Origin of the sequence: Paraburkholderia sp. BR10872, assembly GCF_040965835.1 — a bacterium.
In the GTDB taxonomy this organism is placed as follows: Bacteria; Pseudomonadota; Gammaproteobacteria; order Burkholderiales; family Burkholderiaceae; genus Paraburkholderia; species Paraburkholderia nodosa_A.
Genome location: NZ_JBFRCN010000021.1, coordinates 99,975 through 121,605 on the forward strand (window position 1 = coordinate 99,975; position 21,631 = coordinate 121,605).

Genomic DNA, 21,631 nt, shown 5'->3' on the forward strand with positions numbered 1-21,631 from the left:
TTTTAGGGCTGTCGGCCAAAAGGAGACGTCATTATTCTCAAGCGAATTCACACTCACGCTCGCCCTGGAGGGAATTCGTATGAACACGATGGCTATCCCGGCCGCAATCGCCGCGATCGAAGAGGAGATGATCGCGCTGCGCCACGAGATCCACGCGCATCCCGAACTGGGCTTCGAAGAATTCGTCACGAGCGACCTCGTCGCGCAGCGCCTCACCGAGTGGGGCTACGAGGTGCACCGCGGGCTGGGCGGCACCGGTGTCGTGGGCACGCTCAAGGTGGGCGAAGGCGCTCAGCGCCTCGGTCTGCGCGCCGACATGGACGCGCTCCCCATCCACGAAAACACCGGCCTCGATTACGCGAGCCGCATTCCCGGCAAGATGCACGCGTGCGGCCACGACGGTCACACGGCCATGCTGCTCGCAGCGGCGAAAAATCTCGCGCAGTCGCGCAACTTCAGCGGCACGCTGCACCTCATTTTCCAGCCCGCCGAAGAAGGCCTGGGCGGCGCGAAGCGTATGCTCGACGAAGGCCTTTTCGAGCGCTTTCCCTGCGACGCCGTGTTCGCCATGCACAACATGCCGGGCTTTCCGACCGGCACACTTGGCTTTCGCGCGGGGCCGTTCATGGCTTCATCGGACACGGTCATCATCGACATCGACGGGCGTGGCGGTCATGGCGCGGTGCCGCATAAGGCGATCGACCCGGTGGTGGTGTGCGCCAACGTCGTGCTCGCGCTGCAGACCATCGTGTCGCGCAACGTGCCGCCGCTCGACATGGCGATCGTCACCGTGGGCGCGATCCATTCGGGCGACGCGCCCAACGTGATTCCGCAAACCGCGCAGATGCGCCTCTCGGTGCGCGCGCTGCGCCCCGAAGTGCGTGACTTGCTGCAGGAGCGCATCACGTCGCTCGTGCATGCGCAGGCAAGCGCCTACGGCGCGACGGCGCGCATCGACTATCAGCGCCGCTACCCGGTGCTCGTGAACGACGCGGCGATGACGGCGTTCGCGCAGGATGTGGCGCGCGACTGGCTCGGCGAAGACGGCCTCATCCACGACATGGCGCCGCTCACCGGCAGCGAGGACTTCTCGTTCCTGCTCGAGCGCTGCGCGGGCAGCTATTTCATCATCGGCAACGGCGACGGGGAGGGCGGCTGCATGGTGCACAACCCCGGCTACGACTTCAACGACGATTGCCTCGCCACCGGCGCGGCATACTGGGTGCAGCTCGCCGAACGCTTCCTGCGCGGCTGAAGCTCAAAGCCGGCGGGTAAACGCACCACGATACGAGACACGAGACACACGAGGAGACACCCGATGAACGCCACGTCGATTCAGGCGCCGGCCGCTGCCGCCCCGGCTTCCACGCGCCGCTCGCGCGCGAAGGCCATCTTCGCGATCACGCTCGGCAACGGGCTCGAGTTCTTCGACTTCACGGTCTACAGCTTCTTTGCGTCGATCATCGGCTCGCTGTACTTCCCGGTGCACGGCTCGCTGAACCAGTTGATGCTCGCCGTGGGCAGCTTTGGCGTGGGTTTCGTCGTGCGTCCGATCGGCGGCATCGTGATCGGTGCGTTTGCGGACCGCGTCGGCCGCAAGGCCGCCATGACGCTCACGCTCTGGCTCATGGCGCTCGGCTCGGCGCTCATCGCGTTCGCGCCCACTTATGCGCAGATCGGGCTCGCGGCGCCCGCACTGATCCTGCTCGCGCGTCTCGTGCAAGGCTTCGCGGTGGGCGGCGAAGTGGGCGCCTCGACATCACTCCTGCTCGAATACGCCGACGACCGTTCGCGCGGTTTTTACGGCAGCTGGCAATTCGTGAGCCAGGGCCTGAACACGGTGTGCGGCGCGCTCATCGGCGTGGCGCTGTCCACCATGCTCTCGCAGGCCGCGCTCGAAAGCTGGGGCTGGCGCGTGCCGTTCGTGATCGGCATGCTCGTCGTGCCGGTGGGCGTATATATCCGCCGTCATCTCGACGAAACGCTCGCGAACCCCGTCGAAGTCGAAGACGCCGAACCCGTGGCCGACGTGGCGCGGCCGCTGCGCGAGATTTTCGGGCGTCATCGCACGGCGCTCGTGGCGGGTGTCGTCACGACCATCGGCGGCACGGCGGCGAACTACATCGTGCTGTTTTACATGTCGACCTATGCGATCAAGATTCTCGGCCTGCCGATGTCGGTCGGCATGAGCGCGGCCCTCGTCGCGGCGCTGGTCACGGCAGTCTGCTCGCCGTTCGCCGGCTCGCTCTCCGACCGCCTGGGCCGCAAGTGGGTGATGGGTGTTTCGCGTGTGCTGCTGATCGCGGTGATCTATCCGGCCTTCATGGTCATTCACGCCATGCCGACCATCCCAACCGTGCTCGCGGTCGTGGCCGTGCTGGGCGCGATCGTCGCGTTCACGGCGGTCCCCAATATCGTGATGCTGCCCGAGCTCTTTCCTCAGTCGATTCGCGTGACGGGCATGTCGGTGGTGTATTGCGTGGGCGTTTCGATCTTCGGCGGCTTCGCGCAGTTCTTCGCGACCTGGCTCATCAAGCTGCTCGACAATCCGCTCGCGCCCGCCTGGTATCTGATCGGCTGCGGCGCGGTCTCGCTGCTCGCGCTGCCGCTCATTCGCGAGCCGGCGGGTCGCCCGCTCGATTAACGCTTCTCTCTTCTGCCGCTACGCACTTTTAGCGGCCGCGCAGTGTTTGTTTACCCGACTTTTACGCGGCGCTGCCTAGAATCGGTTCGTGTTCAACTCGAGCGCGCCGCCCCGAACGACGGCGTGCGCACGACACGTATGCCGTCTATCGTCTCGCAGGGTCCGAATTCCCGCGGTTCCCGCTCCGCCGCCGCGCTGCGGCCCGTTCTCTCGCTGCACAATCCGGGCAAGCCCCTTCACCCGGCAACCCATCGCACGACAGTGCAACTGGTCGTGCGCGTGCCCACGAGCGAAGCGCAACTCGCTCGCTGCACGCTGCATGGTCTGGTTGGCAGCGCGCTCGGCGTGCATACAATCGATATCGATCGCCGCAGCGATCTCGCTTGTCTGCACGTCGAACTCGATCGCCGCCGTGTCGCCGAGGCCATGGCGCTGTTGATGCGCACGCTTTCGTGTGCGGAGTTCGGCTCGGTGCGCCGGCTCGATCGCGCCGCCTGATTCGCAGCGCGTGTCGCAACCGCTGCTGCGACGGCTGCGACATGCCTTGATGTTCTCCCGCCCGCCCTCCACGCGACGCACGTTCCGTGCGTCCGCAATCTCCGCTTTCCGCGCTCTCCCTTTGTTCCTACGCAAGCGTTGCGCATTTTCACGCGAACGTTAGCGAACGATTCCGTCATTTCGGATTTCGAAATGAATCCGGACACTATTGCTCCGCGAGTGCCGGTCTTTTCATCGAGTGCGACTTTTTGGCCGTCCTGATCCTGCGTTCTCCCGAAAAACAGTAGTATTCGCTCGAGCACCAAAGTCAGTTTGGCGATTTGGTTCGATTCGATCGCCCGCGCGCGCCTGATTTGGGGTTCGTCGGTCCAGCGCAGATCGTCGATAACAACGGAGAACAGCATGACTCACGGATTTCGGGTAGCCAGCTTGTGCCTGTCGCTGGGATTGCTGGTAAGCGTCGTTGCATGTCATGACAATAAACCTGCTGCTGAAACACGACCTGCCGCAAACGTCGACGTGATCAATGTTGCGCTGCGCGACGTGCCGGTGGTCTTCGAATACGTAGGGCAGACAGAAAGCTCGCAACAGGTCGAAATTCGCGCGCGCGTGAACGGCTTCCTCGAAAAGCGCGTGTATACGGAAGGCTCGCTGGTCCACGCGGGCGACGTGATGTTCGTCATGGACCGCAAACCCTTCGAGGCCGCGCTCGATGCCGCGCAGGCCGAGCTTGCGCAGCAGAAGGCGCGGCTCGTCACCGCGCAGGCCAACCTCAATCGCGTGCGTCCGCTCGCCGCGAAGAACGCGTTGAGCCAGAAGGATCTCGACGACTCGGTCGGCCAGGAGCAGGCGGCCGCCGCCGCGGTCGAAGGCGCGCGGGCGAATGTCATCAGCGCGACGCTCAATCTCGGCTATACGAAGATCGTTGCGCCAGTCACCGGTCTTTCGAGCTTTGCAAAGAAGCAGGACGGTTCGTATATCGATGCGAGCAACAGCCTGCTCACCTATGTGGCGAAGCTCGATCCCATGTGGATCAACTTCTCGCTCTCCGAGAACGAGATGCTCGATCTGCGCACGCAAACGCAGAACGGCACGCTCAAGCTGCCGCCCGTCGGCAAGCTCGAAGCGGTAATCGTGCTCGCCGACGGCAGCATCTATCCCGAACGCGGCCACATCGCGTTTACCGATGCCTCGCTCAGCTCGGAAACCGGCACCTACCTGATTCGCGCCGCCATGCCAAACCCCACGGGGTCGCTGCGGCCCGGTCAGTTCGTGCGTATCAAGCTGCTGGGCGCGCTGCGGACTTCCGCGGTGGCGGTGCCGCAGGCGGCGGTGCAGCAGGGGCCGCGCGGCGCGTATGTGTGGACCGTCGACAAGGACGGCAAGGCGCAGCAGCGCGTGGTCGAAACGGGTGAGTGGAACGGCAACGACTGGGTGATCAAGTCGGGTTTGCATCCGGGCGATCATGTCGTCATCGACAATACGCTGCGGCTCATGCCCGGTGCGCCGGTCAAGGCGAACCTCGTGGCCACGCCGCCCGCAACCGTCAATATTGGCGGGCCCGACGCCGGTGCAGGCGGCGGGGCGCAGGCGGGCGCGGCCGGAGCTTCGGGCCCGGCGGCTGCGAACGCGAATACCAACGCTCAAGCCAACGCTGGCACGAGCGTCGCTCAACCGGCCGCCGCATCCGGCGCTGCCGACGTGCTGGGCGAACACACCGCGCTTTACTTCGCGTCGGGCAGTGCGAGCCTCGACGCCCAGTCCGCCGACGCGCTCGCAGCCGTGGCGCGCCGTCTCGTCGCGGAGCCGGGCATGCGCGTGGTGATTTCCGGCTACACCGATTCGAGCGGCTCGCAAGCCGCGAATGAGCGTCTCGCCGCCGCCCGCGCAGGGACGGTGCGTGCCGCGCTGGTCGTGGCCGGCGTGAAATCCGAGCGCATCGAGATGCGCAAACCGGCGCGGATCGTCGCCAACGATCCGCCCGACAAATCCCGCCGCGTGGACGTCACGTTCTCGCCCGCTGCGGGAGGCTGAACGATGAAGTTCTCCCACTTCTTTATTGACCGGCCAATTTTCGCGTCGGTCCTCTCGATCGTGCTCGTCGTCGCGGGACTGGTGTCGATGTTCAACCTGCCGATCGCGCAGTTTCCCGACATCGCGCCGCCTACCATCACGGTGAGCGCCACGTATCCGGGCGCGAGCGCCGATATCGTCGCGCAGAACGTGGCCGCGCCGATCGAACAGCAGGTGAACGGCGCGGACAACATGATGTACATGAACTCGTCGAGCTCGTCGACGGGCAACATGACGCTCACGGTGTACTTCAATATCGGCACCGATCCGTCGCTCGCCCAGGTGGACGTGCAAAACCGCGTGAACCTCGCGCTGCCTTTCCTGCCCGACTCGGTGACCGCGCAAGGCGTGTCGGTCCAGAAGCGCTCGTCGGCGTTCATGATGGTGATCGCAATCTATTCGCCCGATAACGCCTACGATGCGGCCTATGTGGCGAACTACGCGAACGTCTACGTGCTCGACGCGCTCAAGCGTATTCCGGGCGCGAACCAGGCGTCGATCTTCGGTTCTGCTGATTATGCGATGCGCGTGTGGCTCAAGCCGGACCGCATGGCCAAGCTCGGCATTACCGTGGCCGACGTGCAGAACGCGATTGCGCAGCAGAACCAGCAGTTCTCTGCGGGGCGGCTCGGCCAGGCGCCGACCAGCAAACCGGTGAACCAGACCTTCCCGGTGACGACGAAGGGCCGCCTCACGGAGCCCGCCGATTTCGACAACATCATCCTGCGCGCGGCATCGGGCGATGCGGCGATCGTGCGCCTCAAGGACATCGGCCACGCGGATCTGGGCGCCAAGGACTATTCGCTGCGCGGCCGCTACAACGGCAAGACGGCCACACTGCTCGCCGTGTATCAGCAGCCGGGCGCGAATGCGCTGCAGGTGGCCAAGCAGGTGCGTCAGACACTCGAACTGCTGAACAAGAGCTTTCCGCCTGGCCTCAAGTATGAAATCGCGCTCGATACGACCGAGTTCGTGCATGAATCCATCAACGAGGTGGTCCATACGCTGCGCGATGCGGTGATTCTCGTGATCATCGTGGTGTACATCTTCCTGCAAAGTTTCCGGGCGACGCTCGTGCCGCTGCTCGCGGTGCCCGTGTCGATCATCGGCGCGTTCATCGGCATGGAGGCGTTCGGCTTCTCGATCAACATGCTCACGTTGTTCGGCATGGTGCTGGCCATCGGCATCGTGGTGGACGACGCGATCGTGGTGATCGAAAACGTCGAGCGCAACATGACCGAATTCAAGCTGCCTCCAAAGGAAGCGGCCAAGCGCGCGATGGACGAAGTGAGCGGCCCGGTGGTGGCGATCGTCCTGGTGCTGCTCGCGGTGTTCATACCGGTGGCGTTCCTCTCGGGCATCACGGGGCAGCTCTACAAGCAGTTCGCGGTGACGATCGCGGTCTCGGTGGTGCTTTCGGGTATCGTCGCGCTCACGCTGTCGCCCGCGCTCGCGGCCATCCTGCTCAAGCCGGGCGAGCACAAGAAGAACCGCTTTTTCCGCTGGTTCAACGAGAAGTTCGAGCGCCTGACCGAGGGCTATGGCAGCTGGGTGCAGACCGCGATACGCCGCGTGATCCTCTCCATCGGCCTGATCGTCGTGATGCTGATCGCGACCGTCGGCCTGTTCAAACATATTCCATCGTCGTTCCTGCCCGTGGAGGATCAGGGCTATCTGTTCGGCGCGGTCGTGATGCCCGACGCGGCGAGTCTGGACCGCACCGGCGACCTGTCGAAAAAGGCGGAGGACTGGTTCGCGAAACAGCCTGCCGTGAGTTCGGTGGCGGCGCCGATCGGCTACAGCCTGATCGACTCGCAGTACAAGTCGAACGCGGGCACGCTGTTCGTGACGCTCAAGGGCTTCAAGGATCGAGGCGAAAACGGCACGGCGCAGGACTTGATCCGCGATGCCACCAAGGCGTTCTCCACCTTCAAGGACGGCGTGGTCGTACCGCTCAATCCACCGTCGATTCCGGGCCTCGGAACGACGGGCGGCTTCGAGTTCTGGCTGCAGAGCACCGGCGACGGCAGCTATCAGCAGCTCGAGGAAAAGGTGCGCCAGGTGATTGCGAAGGCACGCCAGAATCCGGCGCTGCGCGGCGTGAATTCGACCATCAACACGAATTCGCGCCAATTGCTCGTGGAAGTGGATCGGGAGCGGGCGGAAACGCTCGGCGTTCCGGTTCAGGACATCTACTCTGCACTCCAGACGATGTTCGGTTCCTTGTACGTGAGCCAGTTCCCGAAGGGCAGTCGTCTCTTCCAGGTGATCATCCAGGCCGAGCCGCAATACCGCTTGAGCCCGGACGATATCCAGCAGCTCTATGTGCGCAACCGCAACAACGACATGGTGCCGATCAAGGCCGTGACGACATCGCGTTTCGTGCCCGGGCCTGACATCGTCAACCGCTTCAACAACTTTCCGGCGGCGAAGATCACCGGCGACGCGGCGCCGGGCCACAGCTCGGGCGAGGCGATCGCGGCGATGGAGCAGATTGCCAACGAAGTGCTGGGCGAAGGCTACAGCTTTGAATGGAGCGGCCAGGCGTACGAAGAGAAGAAGGCCGGCTCGACGGCCGCGCTCGTGTTCGGCTTCGCACTGCTGATGGTGTTCCTCATTCTCGCGGCGCAGTACGAGAAGTGGTCGCTGCCGGTCGGCGTGCTGCTGGCCGTGCCGTTCGCGATCTTCGGGGCATTAGTGGGCATCTTGTTGCGCGGCATGGAGAACGACGTGTACTTCCAGATCGGCTTGACGGTGCTGATCGCGCTCGCGGCGAAGAACGCCATCCTGATCTTCGAGTTCGCCGTCGAAATGCGCGAGAAAGAGAACATGTCGCCGTACGCCGCCGCGCTGCACGCCGCCAAGCTGCGTCTGCGGCCGATCATCATGACTTCGCTCGCGTTCATCCTCGGTTGCGTGCCGCTCGCCATCGCCAGCGGCGCATCGGCCGCGAGCCGGCGCTCGCTCGGCACCGGCGTGATCGCGGGCATGCTCGGCGCCACGGTGATCGCGCTCTTCTTCATTCCGATGTTCTTCTGGGGACTGGAAACGCTCTCGTCGCGCAAGAAAGCGAACGCCGCGCCGCATCCCGGCACGCCCCCCGTGGCGCCGCCTTCGCAGGAGGGCTGAGCGATGAAGACCCGTTCGAATTTGACGAATCGCGCGCTGCGTCCGCTTGGGCTCGCCATCGCGACGGCTTGCCTTGGCGCCTGCGCGGTCGGGCCCGACTATCATCGTCCGGCGGTCGAGACGCCGTCGACGTTTCGCTACGCCTCGCCGCAGGCGGAAGCCGTCGATACGACGCTCGACTGGTGGACGCAGTTCAACGACCCGGTGCTCAACGACCTCGTCGCCAGGGCGCTTACGCAGAATAAGGATCTGCGGATTGCTGCGGCACGCGTCGAGGAGTTCTACGGACGCTACGTCGTGACGCGCGCGGGCCTGTTCCCGCAGGTTTCGGCGAACTTCGGTGCGTCGCGTAGCCGTGGCGTGCCGGCGCCCGGCTTCCCGCCTGTGGTCGGCAACCAGGTGGAGCTGAACGGCACGGTATCCTGGGAACTCGATTTATTCGGCCACTTGCGCAGGCTCACCGAAGCCGCGCGCGCCGATTATCTGAGTACGCAGTCTGCGCAGCAGGCCACGCGCATCGCCATCATCGCGAACGTGGCCACGTCGTATTTGCAGCTGCGCGACTTCGACAATCAGCTCGTCATCGCGCAGGACACGCTCGAAAGCCGCAAGGGCGCGCTCGATCTCTTCAACGAGCGCTATGCGGGCGGTGTCGTTTCGCGGTTGCAGGTGAGCCAGGCGCAGTCGGAGTACCAATCGGCGCAGACCTCCGTGTACTCGATCCAGCAGCAGATCGCAACGCAGGAAGACGCCATCTCGCTGCTGCTGGGGCAGAATCCGGGGCCGATTGCGCGCGGCAAGTCGATCACCGAGCTCACGGCGCCCGCCATTCCCGCCGGCCTGCCGTCGACGCTGCTGGAGCGCCGGCCCGATATTCTGCAGGCCGAACAAACGCTCATTTCGGCGAATGCATCGATCGGCGCAGCGCGTGCGTTGTATTTCCCGCAGATTTCGCTCACGGGACTGTTCGGCGCCGCGAGCACGGCGCTTTCGGGGCTTTGGACTGGCCCCGCGCGCGTTTGGTCGTTCGCGGGCGCGGTCACGCAGCCGATTTTCGAGGGCGGTGCGATCGCGGGTGGCGTGCATCAGGCCGAAGCCGTGCAGCAGGAAGCGCTTTTCACTTACGAGCAGACGATCCAGCAGGCCTTCGCCGATGTCGAAAATGCGCTCGTGGGCGTCGCGCGCACACGCGATCAACTGGATTCGACGACGCGCCAGGTGGCCGCGCTCACGGAATACACGTCAGTCGCGCGCGATCTGTTCGAAGGCGGCTATACGAGCTATCTGGAGGTGCTCGACGCCGAGCGCAGTCTCTTCAACGCGCAGTTGCAGCAGTCGTCGCTGCAGGACCAGGAACTCGCGCAGATCGTGAGCCTGTACAAGGCGCTCGGTTATGGCTGGACGCCGGCGGCGCCGCCGCCGGCGGCAGACAGCGCGAAGCCGTCGCAGTCCTGAGCCGCGACGGCTGCGCTTCGAGGCGGGGGGCGAAGCGCGAACCTGGCGCGGGCGCGCCGGTTCGTTTCATGGAGATTCAGACATCAGCCAGCGCAGCGATTGCGGAGCGGGCTTGGTGGCTTTTGCGGTTGGCGGGGCTTTGGGCGCCGGCTTCGCGACTTTTTGCAGCTGGAGGGGTCGGGCGGCGTTGACGGCGGTTGCGTGGCCGCTGGTTTGCGCGAGCGCAGCGGGGCTCGCCGACGCCAACGCGAAGAGCGCGGCGGCGAATATCGGGGCGAGGGGGCGAGTCATTTGGGTTCTCCCGCGTGGGCGAGCGGCCGGCGAAGGGGAAAGGGCCGACGCTGCAAGCGGGAGTATGTTCTGAGGATAACCACCACGCGTCCATCATTTGATGGAGAAACGCGTGGCCTGTGTGGGGAACCCCGCTTATGGAGTTCCGGTTTGATCCCTAGTCGGCGGGGCGACGGTCGGCGAGCGCTCGTTCGCAGTCCTTGAGCACTTGCAGGACGAGCTTGGCCTGGTAGTTCAGGTCGTCGGTGTCGAGAATTTCCTCGACGGCGTCGCGCGCCCAGACCGCGTCCACGAACCACGCGTGCTGCTGCGCGATATCCTGCGCCATGGCGGCGAGGCGCGCGATCGCGAGCCAGTCGGCCTCGCGCGCGTGACGGTCGAGCCACTTGTGCGCCGCCTGGACGTGAAAGGCCGCATTGGGCCAGGATTCGTTGAGATAGTAGGCCCCGAGGCTCCCGCAGGTGAGCCAGCAGAGCAGCTCCACGCGATCGCGCGGACTCAGATGGTGGCGTACATCACTCATGGCGACGCTCGCGAAAGTAACAGAGTTCGATTGACGGGTGCGTGCAGACTTCGAATCCGATGACAAAACGATATCACGGCTCGTGGAAAATCGCCTGCCCCGCACTGGCGCTGCACGCACGGGTGTTACATGGATAGCGTCGCCTGGCGGCGCGTTGTATGCAAACCAGGAGTGACACCAGGGCGCTGCGTGCCGTTATGCGCTTTGCAGCGTTTCGCGTGCCTGCCCATCGCGCCCCATGATTCACGCGTTCTTTTCACGCGCTTTTGCCGCCGGCTTTCCCGGCGAGCAGGGTGGCCGTGGCCACCGCGCCCATCGCGTTCGCCACGTCGAGCGCGGTGTTGCCCGCGGCGTCGTGCGCCGCCGGGTTCGCGCCGCGCGCGAGCAGCAGGTCGACGATATCGGAGCGGTTGAACATGGCGGCGATCATCAGCGCCGTGCGGCCGTCGGGAGAGGCGCCTTCCACGTCGGCGCCGTTTTCCAGCAGGGCGCTGATCACGTCGGCAAAGCCCTTGAAGGCCGCGCCCGCGATCGGCGTTTGCCCGTTGTCGTTGCGCAGGTTGGGGTCGGCGCCGTGCTGCACGAGCGTGCGCACGGCGGCGGCGTGGCCGTGATAGCTCGCGAGCATCACGAGGCTGTCGCCTTTTTCGTTGCGCAGATTCGGCGGCAGGCCCTGTTCGATGAGCGTGGCGAGCGTGTTGGATTCGCCGCGGCGCGCGGTGTCGAATACCTGGCGCGCGAACTCGACGAAACGCGGATCGAGCTCGCCGCCGTCTTCGCCGGAGCCTGACGAAGACGATGAGGGTGGGGTAGGCGGCGCGCTGGCGGTCATGGCAGTCTCCTGGTTCGGATCGCAGATCGATTCGGGGCGGCGTGCCGCCGTCGAGGCTTGCCCATTGTCGCCGATCTTTGCGCGCCGCGAGGCCAGCGCGGCTCACGCGCGCCGCATGAAAAAAGGCGCTGCCGAACCGCTGCAAAGCGGCCGGCGCAGCGCCTTCTTTCGCGGCGGAACCGCTCGACGCTCAGGGCACGAGCCAGAGCGCCACGGCGTAGATCACGAGCGACACGGCGAACGTCACGGCGGTATAGCCCATCACGCGCTGGATGCGAATGCCCGCGATCGCGACGATCGGCACGGCCCAGAACGGCTGCAGCATGTTCGAGACGTTTTCGGCCATCGCCACGCCCATGGCAGTGCGCGGCACCGAGGCGTGCAGGCTCAGCGCGGCGGGCAGCACGAACGGCCCTTGCACGGCCCAGTGGCCGCCGGCGCTCGGCACGAGCAGCGTGATGATGAGCGAGCTCAGATAGCTCCAGAGCGGCAGCGAAAGCGGCGTGGCGATCGTGACGAAGGCCTTGGCGATCATCGAGGCGAGGCCGGTGCCCTTCATTACGCCCATGATGCCGCCGTACACGGGGTACTGCAGCAGCATGGAGCCGGTCTGGCGCGCGGCGCGGCGAATGGCGTTCGCGTAGGCGATAGGCGTGCGCTGCAGTGCGAGGCCGATCAGCAGGAAGATCAGGATTGTCGTGTTGATGTCGAGATCGAAACCTTTTTCGCTCCATTCCATCGCCAGATAACCTGCGCCGAGCACGATCAGCAGCAGCGTGCCGAGCATCGACTGCTCGAGGCGCGATGCGAACGAAGGCGTGCCGTTGCCGACGCGCGCGTGCGGGTCGTCGCTGGCGCCGGCGTCGTTCGCTTCGGCTTCGGCCGCCTCGCTGAACGGCGCCACGTGCTCGGGCTTCGGATGCATGCGGATGAAGATGAACGTCATCACGACCACCACGAGCACGGTGGGAATGAAGACGAACGGCGCGAAGACGGTCTGGCTGAGCGGAATCACGTGGCCGGTCGCCTTTTCCACGAGATTGAGCGCGTTGCCGTGCGAGGCCTGCGAGAGGGCGATCGAGCTGGAGAGCCCGCTATTGCAGATCGACCATGCCGAATAGCTGCCGGCTACGAGCCACGCGAAATCCACGTTCACGCGCTTCGCGATTTCACGCGAGAGCAGCGCGCCCACGATCAGGCCCAGGCCCCAGTTCAGCCACGCGGCGATGGCCACCACCGGAAACACCAGCAGCGCGGCGCGCGCCGGCGTTTGCGCCCTGGCCGCGAGCGCGCGCAGGACGCGCTGGATCACGGGCGCTTCGGCAATGGCGTAGCCCGTGGCGAGGATCAGGATCATCTGCAGCGCGAAGCCGAGAATGCCGAACGTACCTTCGTACCAGGCGCTGAGCAGCGTGGGGAGATTGCCGTGCGGCGCCATGACGAGCGCGAGCACGGCGACAAGGAAGGTGAGGCAGATGGACAGAACGAAGGGGTCGGGCATGACCCGCTCGAAAACATACACGAGGGCGGCGACGACACCCTGGCGGGAATCGCGCGTTTCAGTCTGGAGGTCTCTTTTCATGCTCTTTGCGCTAGTTCGTAGCGTGTCGCTACTGGCTGGCCGGAGCGGACAGGAGGCGTTGCTTGCGGGTAGTCCCGGCACCGTGCGGCTGGCGGGGCCAGGCGCGTAGGGGGCAGGGAGGCAGGTGCGGCTCCTCCATCAGCGAGAGGCGATGCCGCCCCGGCGCAGCGGGTTCATATCACGCCTTGCACGCGTGTATTTGCACGGCAAGACGACCAGCCCGTTATTGTTGTTCTCGTGTTCGTAACTCGAACACGGTTTCGATTATCGAACGACGCATTATTCGCTTCATGCCAAGTGGATGTCAAGGCTGCGATAGCGCGCCGATGCAGGTTTTTAGCGCTAAATGATGGCTAAATGTATGGTGTATGTAATGCTAATGAAATAGCAAAGATTTTCATAAGCGTCACGGAGACTACCTAAAATGCAAAAGCGGGAGGCACTTTCGCGCGCACGCAGACCCCTCACGATCACCTCACGAGCTGTAAATCACTGCATTCAGGAGACAGAAGATGACGATTCGTCTTGGAGAAGATGCACCCGATTTCACCGCGGAGACCACCGAAGGCAAGATCCGTTTCCACGAATGGATCGGCGACCAATGGGCCATTCTGTTTTCGCATCCGAAAGACTTCACGCCCGTTTGTACGACGGAACTCGGCTATATGGCGAAGCTCAAGCCGGAGTTCGACAAGCGCAACACGAAGATCATCGGTCTGAGCATCGACCCGGTGGACGACCATGCGAGGTGGGCGAAGGACATCGAGGAAACGCAGGGGAGCGCCGTCAATTATCCGATGATCGGCGACCCGGATCTGCACGTCGCGAAGCTCTACGACATGATCCACCCGAACGCGAGCGGCGCCAGCCCGCGCACGGCGGCCGACAACGCCACGATACGCGCGGTGTTTCTCATCGGGCCGGACAAGAAAGTGAAGGCGATGTTTGTCTACCCGATGAGCTCGGGCCGTAATTTCGACGAGGTGCTGCGCCTGCTCGATTCGCTGCAGCTCACCGCGAAGCATTCGGTGGCGACGCCGGTGAACTGGAAGCCGGGCGACGACGTCATCATCCCGACTTCGGTTTCCGACGATGCGGCCAGGCAGAAGTATCCGCAGGGCTTCAAGACGCTCAAGCCGTATCTGCGTACCGTTGCGCAGCCCAAGTAGCGTTTGGCAGGCCCAAAAAAAACGCGGCGCACTGGCAGTGCGCCGCGGATCACGGACCAGGCAAGCTCTCGCGTCTTACGCGGTCCGGACAGGGGAAGCTGACTGAATCAGTTCGAAGGCGTGGGCCGCCACTTGAGCAAACGATGCTCGAGCGCGGTGAGCACATAGTCGGCGGCCAGCGCGACTACGGCGAGCACGATCATCGCGGCGAACACGCCGCTTGCGTTGAACGCGCCCTGCGCCGTCGAGATCAGCAAACCGATGCCTTGCTTCGAACCCAGGAATTCACCCACCACGGCGCCGACCAGCGCGAAGCCGAAGCTCACGTGCAGGCTCGCGAGAATCCACGAAAGCGCTGAGGGAATCACGACCGAGGTCGTCACCTGGCGGCGCGACGCGCCGAGAATCTGCGCATTGGCGATCATGTAGCGGTCCGCTTCGCGCACGCCCTGGAACGCATTGGCGAACACGACGAAGAACACCATCACCACGGCGAGCGCCACTTTCGACGCCATCCCGAGCCCCAGCGCGATCACGAACACCGAGCCGAGCACCACGCGCGGAATCGAGTTGGCGATCTTGATGTAGAGGCTGAATACGTCGGAGAGCAGCTTGTTGCGGCCAAGCACGATGCCGCAGAACACGCCGGCCACCGAGCCGATGATGAAGCCAAGGCCCGTCTCTTCCAGCGTGACCCAGACCTGCGTGAGCAGGGGCCCTTGCGAGGTGCCGTTCACGAACCAGTCGATGATCTGATCAAAGATGGCCGTGGGCATCGAGAAGAAGAACGGGTCGATCCATTTGAGGCGCGCGGCGAGTTCCCAGCCGCCGAGCACGACGACGAGCACGAGAATACGCAGCGAAATGACGAGCAGATTGCGCTGACGAATGCGCTTTTGCGCAGCGCGCTCGACGGCGTCGAGCGAGGCGGCATCGAGGCCTTGCGGCAGGGTTTGTTGCGGGGTGGACATAGTGAACGGCTCCGGTGTTAGGCGATCTGCACTTCTTCGCGCAGGTCGTGCCAGATCTGGCGCGACAGTTCGACGAAGTGCGGCGCGTAGCGGATTTCGGACGTCACGCGCGGGCGCGGCAGATCGATCTCGTAGACCTTCTTGAGCGTGGCCGGGCGCGCGGTGAGCACGAACACGCGGTCGGCGAGCGCAATGGCTTCTTCGAGGTCGTGCGTGACGAATACGACCGACCCCGTGCCGCCCCACAGCTGCAGCAGCTCGTCCTGCATGAGCGTGCGCGTTTGCATGTCGAGCGCCGAGAACGGCTCGTCCATCAGCAGGATTTCGGGCTTGTTGATGAACGTCTGCGCAAGCGCCACGCGCTTGCGCATGCCGCCCGAAAGCTGATGAGGATAGTGCTTGCCGAAGTTGGCGAGGCCCACGCGGCGCAGCCATTCGTTGGCTTCGTCGTAGGCGGCCGATTTCGAGCGGCCGCGATAGAGCGGACCGGCCGCCACGTTGTCGAGCACCGAGCGCCACGGGAACACCGCGTCGGCCTGGAACACGAAGCCGATGCGCGGATCGATGCCGTTCACGGGCGCGCCCATCACGCGCACTTCGCCCGTGGTGGGTTTGAGCAGGCCCGTGATCATGCTGAGCGTGGTGGACTTGCCGCAGCCCGTGGGCCCGACGATCGCGACGAACTCGCCGCGCGCGACCGACATGCTGAAGTCGCGCAGGGCGACCGTCGCCTTGCCGTCCGGTGAAATGAAGCGGCACGAAACATTGCGCAGCTCGATGGCCGGCGTGCCTTGGGAATGGGAGGAAGTCATTATTTCAGTGGGCTGAACGTGGGGCCGATTGCGTTTTACTTCGACGCCGTGGCGGTCGGAGCCGGCAGATAGTCGTTCGAGTAAGTCTTCGCGAGGTCGATGTGCTTGCCCTTCACCGAAGGATTGAACGCCGAGAGCACCTTGAGCACCGTATCCGGGCCGTCGGCGGGCATGCGGCCGTCCTTCGTGAACATCGGCAGCGAGGACTTCAGCGCGGCCACGTAGAGATCCTGGCTGTTGCCGTAGTAGTCCTTCGGCATCTTCGCGGCGATTTCATCGGCGCTATGCGTGGCGATGAAGTTGAGCGTGCGCGAGAACGCGTGCGCGAGCTTCGTCGCTTCTTCCTTGTGCGACTGCGCCCAGGCGCGCTGCACGTAGAAGCTCGAAGCGGGGTAGGTGCCGCCGAGCGCAGCGCGCGTGCCTTCGAGCGTGCGCATGTCGACGAGCACCTTGGCGTCGCCGGTTTGCAGCAGACGCGAGACGGTGGGTTCCGTCGTCATGCCCGCGTCGATGCGGTTCTGCTTGATCGCCGCGATGAAGGTGTTGTCCGCGCCCACCGGCAGCAGCGTGTACTGGTTGGAGGGCACGCCCGAGCGCTGTGCGAGGTACTGCGTGAGGAAGCTCGTGGAGGAGCCGAGGCCCGTCACGCCGAGCGTCTTGCCCTTCACGTCGGCCATGCTCTTGACCGTGCCGGCTGCCGCGTTCGACACCATTTCCACTTCGCCGGGCACCTGGCCGAACACCACGAGCGTTTGCACTTCCTTGCCCTTGCTCTGCAGGTCGATGGTGTGATCGTAGAAGCCCACCACGCCTTGCACCGCACCCGCGAGCAGTTCGTTCTCCGCGTCCACGCCGGCCGGCTGCGACTGCAGTTCGACGTCGAGGCCTTCGTCCTTGAAGTAGCCGAGCTGCTCGGTCAGTTTGGCGGGGAGATAGATGATCTTGGTTGCGCCGCCAACCATGATCGTGATCTTTTCCGCGTGGGCAGCCGTGGAACCGGCGGCGAGGGCGAACGCGACACTCGATACGGCGGCGATCTGGCGCAAGGTAGGCATCGTGGAGTCTCCTGAGGGTGGTGCGCCGTGCATGCGGCGCTTTTTGGTGGATGGAGCCGATTATAAAAACCGTAAGCCTTCTGCCAGCCTTCGGGCGCCGTGCAAAATCGTCCGTGTTAACCCGCAGGGCGGCGATGCGCCGGCAACGGCACAATCGATTCCCCTGAAACGGCCTTCGCCTTTGCCCGTACCCGCCCATGAAGTTGCTGCTGATCGAAGACAATCCGACGCTTGCACACTGGCTCGTCAAGACGCTGGAGGAGCAGGCGTTCGCCTTCGACGCCGTGCAGGACGGCGAAGCCGCCGACCATTTGCTGCGGTCCAATCACTACGATGTGGTGCTGCTCGACCTCAATTTGCCGAAGCTCTCGGGCAAGAACGTGCTGCGGCGGCTGCGCCAGCGCGGCGACGCGACACCCGTGATGGTGCTTACGGCAAGCGGCTCGATCGACGAAAAGGTGGAGCTGCTCGGCGCCGGCGCCGACGACTATCTCGTCAAGCCCTTCGAGGTGCGCGAACTGGTGGCGCGCATCAAGGTGCTGATTCGCCGGCAAACGCCCGCGCGCGCGAATGAAATCGGCTGTGGGGACCTCGTGTTCGACCTCAACACGCGCCAGTTCACGCTGAAGGGCGCGCCGCTGAACGTCACGCCGCGCGAGCGCACGGTGCTCGAAACGCTGGCACTGCGTCTCGGCCAGACCGTGTCGAAGGCCGCGCTCGTCGATGCGATCTTCACGCTCGCCGACGAACCCAGCGAGGACGCCATCGAAATCTACGTGTCGCGGCTGCGCAAGAAGCTCGAAGGCAGCTCGGCCGTGATCGTGACACTGCGCGGCCTGGGCTATTTGCTGCGCAGGAAGGATGAAACGCTATGACGACTTGCGCGTGCCGACATGACGGGTAGCCTGCGCGTTCGCCTGCTGTGGTGGATGCTCGTGCCGCTCGCGCTCTACGTGAGTTTTACGGCGACCTCCGAGTATCGTGCTGCGCGCCATACTGCCGATCTGGTGCAGGACGGCGGGCTGCTGTCGTCCGCACGCATGATCGCCGGTTCCGTGCAATGGGCCGATGGCGCGTTGCGCGCCGACGTGCCGCCCGCGGCGCTCGAACTCTTCGCCTCGCCGCAGCAGGACCAGGTGTTCTACAACGTGCACGTGGAGGGCGGCTCGCTGCTCGCGGGCATGCCCGACTTTCCGCATGCGGCCTCGGCGCCCGCCGTCGATTCGCCCGTCGCGTACGACGCCGGGCTGCGCGGCCAGGCCGTGCGCGCCGTGAGCGTGGTGCGCTCCATGTACGACAACGGCCACGTCTGGCGCGTGCGCGTCTCGGTGGGCAAAACCGAGCGCTCGCGCGACGCGATGGTGGAGGCGCTCTGGCGTCCCCAGCTCTATCGCCAGATCGGCATGGTGATGCTGGCCGTGGCGCTCGCCTGCATCGGTCTCACGTTCGAGCTGCGTCCGCTCATGAAGCTCAAGAACGACGTGGCGGACCGCGATCCTTCGCACCTCGAACCCATTCGCGCCGAAGGGCTGCATGCCGAACTGCGGCCCGTCGTGGACGCCATCAATCAATGCATTGCGCGCCTTTCGGCGCAGACGGCGGCGCAGCGCCGCTTCATCGCCGATGCCGCGCACCAGCTGCGCACGCCGCTCACGCTGCTCGGCACGCAGTTGCAGTACGCGCGCCAGCAAAAGGCCGTCGATCCCGCGCTCGACGAAGTGCTGGCGGCCATGCACGTGAGCAACCGCTCGATGGTCGCGCTCACGAACCAGTTGCTGCTGCTCGCGCAGGCCGAGGCGCTCGACCCCGCGCAATTGCCGGCCGCGCCCGTCGACATGGCGCAGCTCGCGCGCGAAGTGGTCGAGGCGCTCGCGCTGCTCGCGCAGACGCGCGGCATCGATCTCGGCGCGGAGTTGCCGCGCGAGGCGGGCGAGGCGGTGGTGCAGGGGCATCGCGAGCTATTGCGCGCGATGGTCAGCAATCTCGTTGACAACGCGCTGCGCTACACGCCGGCTGGCGGGCACGTCACGGTGTCGGTGCGGGCGAGCGGCGAGATGGTCGCGCTCGAAGTGCTCGACGACGGCCGCGGCATTCCCGCGGAAGCGCGGGCGCGCGTTTTCGAGCCTTTCTTCCGCGCCGCCGTCGGGACCGAAGGCACGGGCCTTGGTCTTGCGATCGTGCGCGAGATCGTGCAGTCGCATCGTGGCGCGGTGAGCCTGAGTCCGGGCGCGGACGGGCGGGGCGTGCGCGCCTGCGTGGTGCTCGCGCGCTGGCAGCCCGCGCTCGTGGCCGAGCTGGAAAAGGAGCCGCTTTAAGGGGCGGTACAATGTGGCCGCCTGAAGCTGCAAGCCCGCGCCGCGCCCGGCGGCCATCGCTGCGGCGACCTCCCGTTCATTCGAAGATCGAGACCATGCAAAAGAAGACGGTCAGCAGTGCCCCGTTGCCCGCCTATGAGCAGATCAAGCGCCATGTGCTCGCGCAGATCGAAAGCGGCGCCTTGCGGCCCGGCGACGTGGTGCCTTCCGAAACGGAACTGGTGAAAGAGTTCGGTGTGGCGCGCATGACGGTGTCGCGCGCGCTACGAGAACTGATGGCCGAAGGCGTGCTGAACCGGGTGCGCGGCTCGGGCACGTACGTCGCGCCGCGCCAGTACGAATCGACGGTGCTGCAGATCCGCAATATCGCCGACGAAATCGCGGCGCGCGGCCATCGGCATGCGGCGCGTGTGCTGGGGCTGGAGGCGAGCGACGATCCGAACGCGATCGCCGCGCTCGAACTCGACGCCGGGCCGGTGTTCCACTCGCGCATCGTGCACAGTGAAGAGGGCGAGCCGATCCAGTACGAGGACCGCTACGTGAACCCCGAGGTGTTCCCCGACTACCTCGCCCAGGACTTCACCGTCGAAACGCCGAATCACTACATGGTGCGCCTCGCGCCGATCCAGCGCGCGGAATTCCGCATTTACGCGCAGAAGCCCGATGCGCGCGTGCGGCAGTATCTGGAGATGGAAATCGGCGAGCCCTGCCTGCTGTTGCTGCGGCGCACGTGGGTGGGGCGTCACGTGGCGACTTCCGTGCGCCTGTGGCATCCGGCTTCGCGGTTTCATCTGGCGGGTACCGTTTGAGCCTGGGCGGCGAGGCCGCTCACTTCCTGCTTACTTGCTGAACTGCAGTCCACCGGACGCTCGAGCGCTCCGTCCCTCTTGATCCCTGCCCGCATCAAGCCCGCCACTTTCGTTTGCGTGGGCGGTCTGGCCGCGTCTACAGACCATGCACTGTGTCGGGCTGTTTGCAGACATCTTGTCTAGACAAAGCTTCACGGCTCGCCTGCCCGTTTCTTCGCTCCGATAAGCCGAACTCGGCGAGTTTCGTCAGGGTAACTACTAACCCACGTTTTTTTGAAACGAGTTGTATATACAACTTGGCGGCGGTAGACTTAACCCACGTTGCAGCGCTCATTGCATCTCCGCGGGCGCAGCCCTCCACCTCCAGCTTGCTATCCAGACTCGACGGACTCGAACAAATGAACCAACCGAACTTCACCGACCCGCGCCTCGACCCGACCCGCACGATCCGCGCGCCGCGCGGCAGCGAGAAGGTCTGCAAGACCTGGCTGGCGGAAGCCGCCTACCGGATGCTCCAGAATAATCTGGACCCCGAAGTCGCCGAGCATCCGCATGCGCTCGTGGTGTACGGCGGCATCGGCCGCGCGGCGCGCAACTGGGAGTGTTTCGACCAGATCCTCGCGTCGCTCAAGGACCTGAACGAGGACGAGACGCTGCTGATCCAGTCGGGCAAGCCCGTGGGCGTGTTCCGCACCCATGCCGACGCCCCGCGCGTGCTGCTCGCGAACTCGAACCTCGTGCCGCACTGGGCCACGTGGGAGCATTTCCATGAACTGGACCGCAAGGGCCTGATGATGTACGGCCAGATGACCGCGGGCAGCTGGATCTACATCGGCTCGCAGGGCATCGTGCAAGGCACCTACGAGACGTTCTATTCGGTCGCGAACCAGCACTTCAACGGCGACCCGAAGGGCCGCTGGATTCTCACGGGCGGTCTCGGCGGCATGGGCGGCGCGCAGCCGCTCGCGGCGACGATGGCGGGCTTCTCGATGATCGCGGTGGAATGCGACGAGACGCGCATCGACTTCCGCCTGAAGACGCGCTACGTGGACCGCAAGGCCAAGACCATCGACGAGGCGCTGGCCATCGTCGAGGAAGCGAAGCGCACGGGCAAGCCGGTTTCGGTGGGCCTGCTCGGCAATGCCGCCGATGTCTTCGCCGAGTTCGTGAAGCGCGGCATCACGCCCGACTGCGTGACCGACCAGACGAGCGCGCACGACCCGATCAACGGCTACCTGCCGCAGGGCTGGACCGTGGAGCAGTGGCGTGAAGCGCAGAAGGTCGCGCCGGAAAGCATCGTGAAGGTCGCGAAGGAATCGATGGCCCACCAGGTGCGCGCGATGCTTACGCTGCAGGAGCGCGGCGCGGCCACGCTCGACTACGGCAACAACATCCGCCAGATGGCGCTCGAAATGGGCGTGGACAACGCGTTCGATTTCCCGGGCTTCGTGCCGGCATATATCCGTCCGCTGT

General features: G+C 65.0%; 18 protein-coding genes. 11 read left to right on the forward strand and 7 right to left on the reverse strand.

Features of this window, described 5'->3' with window-relative positions; all coding sequences use genetic code 11:
• Positions 1-79: 79 nt before the first annotated feature.
• From AB4Y43_RS18340 to AB4Y43_RS18365, 6 genes are all read left to right on the forward strand, one after another.
• Positions 80-1,255 carry a M20 aminoacylase family protein gene (locus tag AB4Y43_RS18340; protein WP_368728465.1) on the forward strand — a complete coding sequence of 392 codons (1,176 nt, stop codon included), beginning with the start codon at positions 80-82 and terminating at the stop codon, positions 1,253-1,255.
• Positions 1,256-1,318: 63 nt separating this feature from the next.
• A complete protein-coding gene (locus AB4Y43_RS18345) occupies positions 1,319-2,644 on the forward strand; it encodes an MFS transporter (protein ID WP_069269307.1) in 1,326 nt (441 codons plus the stop codon).
• Positions 2,645-2,767: 123 nt separating this feature from the next.
• Entirely contained in the window at positions 2,768-3,142 is a 375-nt protein-coding gene (locus AB4Y43_RS18350) for a hypothetical protein (protein WP_141710956.1), read from the forward strand.
• 519 nt (positions 3,143-3,661) lie between these two features.
• Positions 3,662-5,176 (forward strand): efflux RND transporter periplasmic adaptor subunit, encoded by a 1,515-nt coding sequence (locus AB4Y43_RS18355; protein WP_368728466.1) that lies wholly within the window; start codon positions 3,662-3,664, stop codon positions 5,174-5,176.
• Positions 5,177-5,179: 3 nt separating this feature from the next.
• Positions 5,180-8,344, forward strand: coding sequence for an efflux RND transporter permease subunit (locus tag AB4Y43_RS18360; protein WP_368728467.1), 3,165 nt, complete (start codon positions 5,180-5,182; stop codon positions 8,342-8,344).
• A gap of 3 nt (positions 8,345-8,347) precedes the next feature.
• Positions 8,348-9,799 (forward strand): efflux transporter outer membrane subunit, encoded by a 1,452-nt coding sequence (locus AB4Y43_RS18365; protein ID WP_368728468.1) that lies wholly within the window; start codon positions 8,348-8,350, stop codon positions 9,797-9,799.
• A 66-nt stretch (positions 9,800-9,865) separates the two neighbouring features.
• Here AB4Y43_RS18365 and AB4Y43_RS18370 read toward each other — a convergent pair whose 3' ends face one another.
• The 4 genes from AB4Y43_RS18370 to AB4Y43_RS18385 all read right to left on the reverse strand — a co-directional run bounded on the left by AB4Y43_RS18370 (position 9,866) and on the right by AB4Y43_RS18385 (position 13,027).
• On the reverse strand, positions 9,866-10,090 hold the full coding sequence (locus tag AB4Y43_RS18370; RefSeq protein ID WP_368728469.1) for a hypothetical protein: 225 nt from the start codon (positions 10,088-10,090) through the stop codon (positions 9,866-9,868).
• Positions 10,091-10,247: 157 nt separating this feature from the next.
• Complete coding sequence (locus AB4Y43_RS18375; protein ID WP_028205078.1) at positions 10,248-10,613, reverse strand: hypothetical protein; 366 nt, start codon at positions 10,611-10,613, stop codon at positions 10,248-10,250.
• A gap of 256 nt (positions 10,614-10,869) precedes the next feature.
• Entirely contained in the window at positions 10,870-11,445 is a 576-nt protein-coding gene (locus tag AB4Y43_RS18380) for an ankyrin repeat domain-containing protein (protein WP_069269303.1), read from the reverse strand.
• A gap of 190 nt (positions 11,446-11,635) precedes the next feature.
• Positions 11,636-13,027: a short-chain fatty acid transporter gene (locus AB4Y43_RS18385; RefSeq protein ID WP_368728470.1), complete on the reverse strand. Its 1,392-nt coding sequence runs from the start codon at positions 13,025-13,027 to the stop codon at positions 11,636-11,638.
• Positions 13,028-13,539: 512 nt separating this feature from the next.
• Here AB4Y43_RS18385 and AB4Y43_RS18390 point away from each other — a divergent pair.
• On the forward strand, positions 13,540-14,196 hold the full coding sequence (locus tag AB4Y43_RS18390; RefSeq protein ID WP_069269301.1) for a peroxiredoxin: 657 nt from the start codon (positions 13,540-13,542) through the stop codon (positions 14,194-14,196).
• Positions 14,197-14,303: 107 nt separating this feature from the next.
• Here AB4Y43_RS18390 and AB4Y43_RS18395 read toward each other — a convergent pair whose 3' ends face one another.
• The 3 genes from AB4Y43_RS18395 to AB4Y43_RS18405 are packed head-to-tail and all read right to left on the reverse strand — an operon-like array spanning position 14,304 to position 17,034.
• Positions 14,304-15,167, reverse strand: coding sequence for an ABC transporter permease (locus AB4Y43_RS18395; RefSeq protein ID WP_069269300.1), 864 nt, complete (start codon positions 15,165-15,167; stop codon positions 14,304-14,306).
• Between the two features lie 17 nt (positions 15,168-15,184).
• A complete protein-coding gene (locus AB4Y43_RS18400) occupies positions 15,185-15,979 on the reverse strand; it encodes an ABC transporter ATP-binding protein (RefSeq protein WP_069269299.1) in 795 nt (264 codons plus the stop codon).
• Between the two features lie 35 nt (positions 15,980-16,014).
• A complete protein-coding gene (locus AB4Y43_RS18405; RefSeq protein WP_069269298.1) occupies positions 16,015-17,034 on the reverse strand; it encodes an ABC transporter substrate-binding protein in 1,020 nt (339 codons plus the stop codon).
• 197 nt (positions 17,035-17,231) lie between these two features.
• Between AB4Y43_RS18405 and AB4Y43_RS18410 the strand changes: the two genes are divergently transcribed.
• The 4 genes from AB4Y43_RS18410 to hutU all read left to right on the forward strand — a co-directional run.
• Positions 17,232-17,909 carry a response regulator gene (locus AB4Y43_RS18410; RefSeq protein WP_069269297.1) on the forward strand — a complete coding sequence of 226 codons (678 nt, stop codon included), beginning with the start codon at positions 17,232-17,234 and terminating at the stop codon, positions 17,907-17,909.
• An 18-nt stretch (positions 17,910-17,927) separates the two neighbouring features.
• Complete coding sequence (locus AB4Y43_RS18415; RefSeq protein ID WP_368728471.1) at positions 17,928-19,349, forward strand: sensor histidine kinase; 1,422 nt, start codon at positions 17,928-17,930, stop codon at positions 19,347-19,349.
• A gap of 95 nt (positions 19,350-19,444) precedes the next feature.
• Entirely contained in the window at positions 19,445-20,158 is a 714-nt protein-coding gene (hutC, locus tag AB4Y43_RS18420) for a histidine utilization repressor (protein ID WP_069269295.1), read from the forward strand.
• 398 nt (positions 20,159-20,556) lie between these two features.
• Positions 20,557-21,631 (forward strand): urocanate hydratase (gene hutU, locus AB4Y43_RS18425; protein WP_069269294.1); only part of this gene is annotated, 1,075 nt, incomplete at its 3' end.

What these genes read in the sequence shown, in the direction of transcription:
- AB4Y43_RS18340 (WP_368728465.1), top strand. Translation starts at nt 80, where the DNA reads ATGAACACGATGGCTATCCCGGCCGCAATCGCCGCGATCGAAGAGGAG.
- AB4Y43_RS18345 (WP_069269307.1), top strand. Translation starts at nt 1,319, where the DNA reads ATGAACGCCACGTCGATTCAGGCGCCGGCCGCTGCCGCCCCGGCTTCC.
- AB4Y43_RS18360 (WP_368728467.1), top strand. Translation starts at nt 5,180, where the DNA reads ATGAAGTTCTCCCACTTCTTTATTGACCGGCCAATTTTCGCGTCGGTC.
- AB4Y43_RS18365 (WP_368728468.1), top strand. Translation starts at nt 8,348, where the DNA reads ATGAAGACCCGTTCGAATTTGACGAATCGCGCGCTGCGTCCGCTTGGG.
- AB4Y43_RS18370 (WP_368728469.1), bottom strand. Translation starts at nt 10,090, where the DNA reads ATGACTCGCCCCCTCGCCCCGATATTCGCCGCCGCGCTCTTCGCGTTG.
- AB4Y43_RS18375 (WP_028205078.1), bottom strand. Translation starts at nt 10,613, where the DNA reads ATGAGTGATGTACGCCACCATCTGAGTCCGCGCGATCGCGTGGAGCTG.
- AB4Y43_RS18380 (WP_069269303.1), bottom strand. Translation starts at nt 11,445, where the DNA reads ATGACCGCCAGCGCGCCGCCTACCCCACCCTCATCGTCTTCGTCAGGC.
- AB4Y43_RS18385 (WP_368728470.1), bottom strand. Translation starts at nt 13,027, where the DNA reads ATGAAAAGAGACCTCCAGACTGAAACGCGCGATTCCCGCCAGGGTGTC.
- AB4Y43_RS18390 (WP_069269301.1), top strand. Translation starts at nt 13,540, where the DNA reads ATGACGATTCGTCTTGGAGAAGATGCACCCGATTTCACCGCGGAGACC.
- AB4Y43_RS18395 (WP_069269300.1), bottom strand. Translation starts at nt 15,167, where the DNA reads ATGTCCACCCCGCAACAAACCCTGCCGCAAGGCCTCGATGCCGCCTCG.
- AB4Y43_RS18400 (WP_069269299.1), bottom strand. Translation starts at nt 15,979, where the DNA reads ATGACTTCCTCCCATTCCCAAGGCACGCCGGCCATCGAGCTGCGCAAT.
- AB4Y43_RS18405 (WP_069269298.1), bottom strand. Translation starts at nt 17,034, where the DNA reads ATGCCTACCTTGCGCCAGATCGCCGCCGTATCGAGTGTCGCGTTCGCC.
- AB4Y43_RS18410 (WP_069269297.1), top strand. Translation starts at nt 17,232, where the DNA reads ATGAAGTTGCTGCTGATCGAAGACAATCCGACGCTTGCACACTGGCTC.
- AB4Y43_RS18415 (WP_368728471.1), top strand. Translation starts at nt 17,928, where the DNA reads ATGACGGGTAGCCTGCGCGTTCGCCTGCTGTGGTGGATGCTCGTGCCG.
- hutC (WP_069269295.1), top strand. Translation starts at nt 19,445, where the DNA reads ATGCAAAAGAAGACGGTCAGCAGTGCCCCGTTGCCCGCCTATGAGCAG.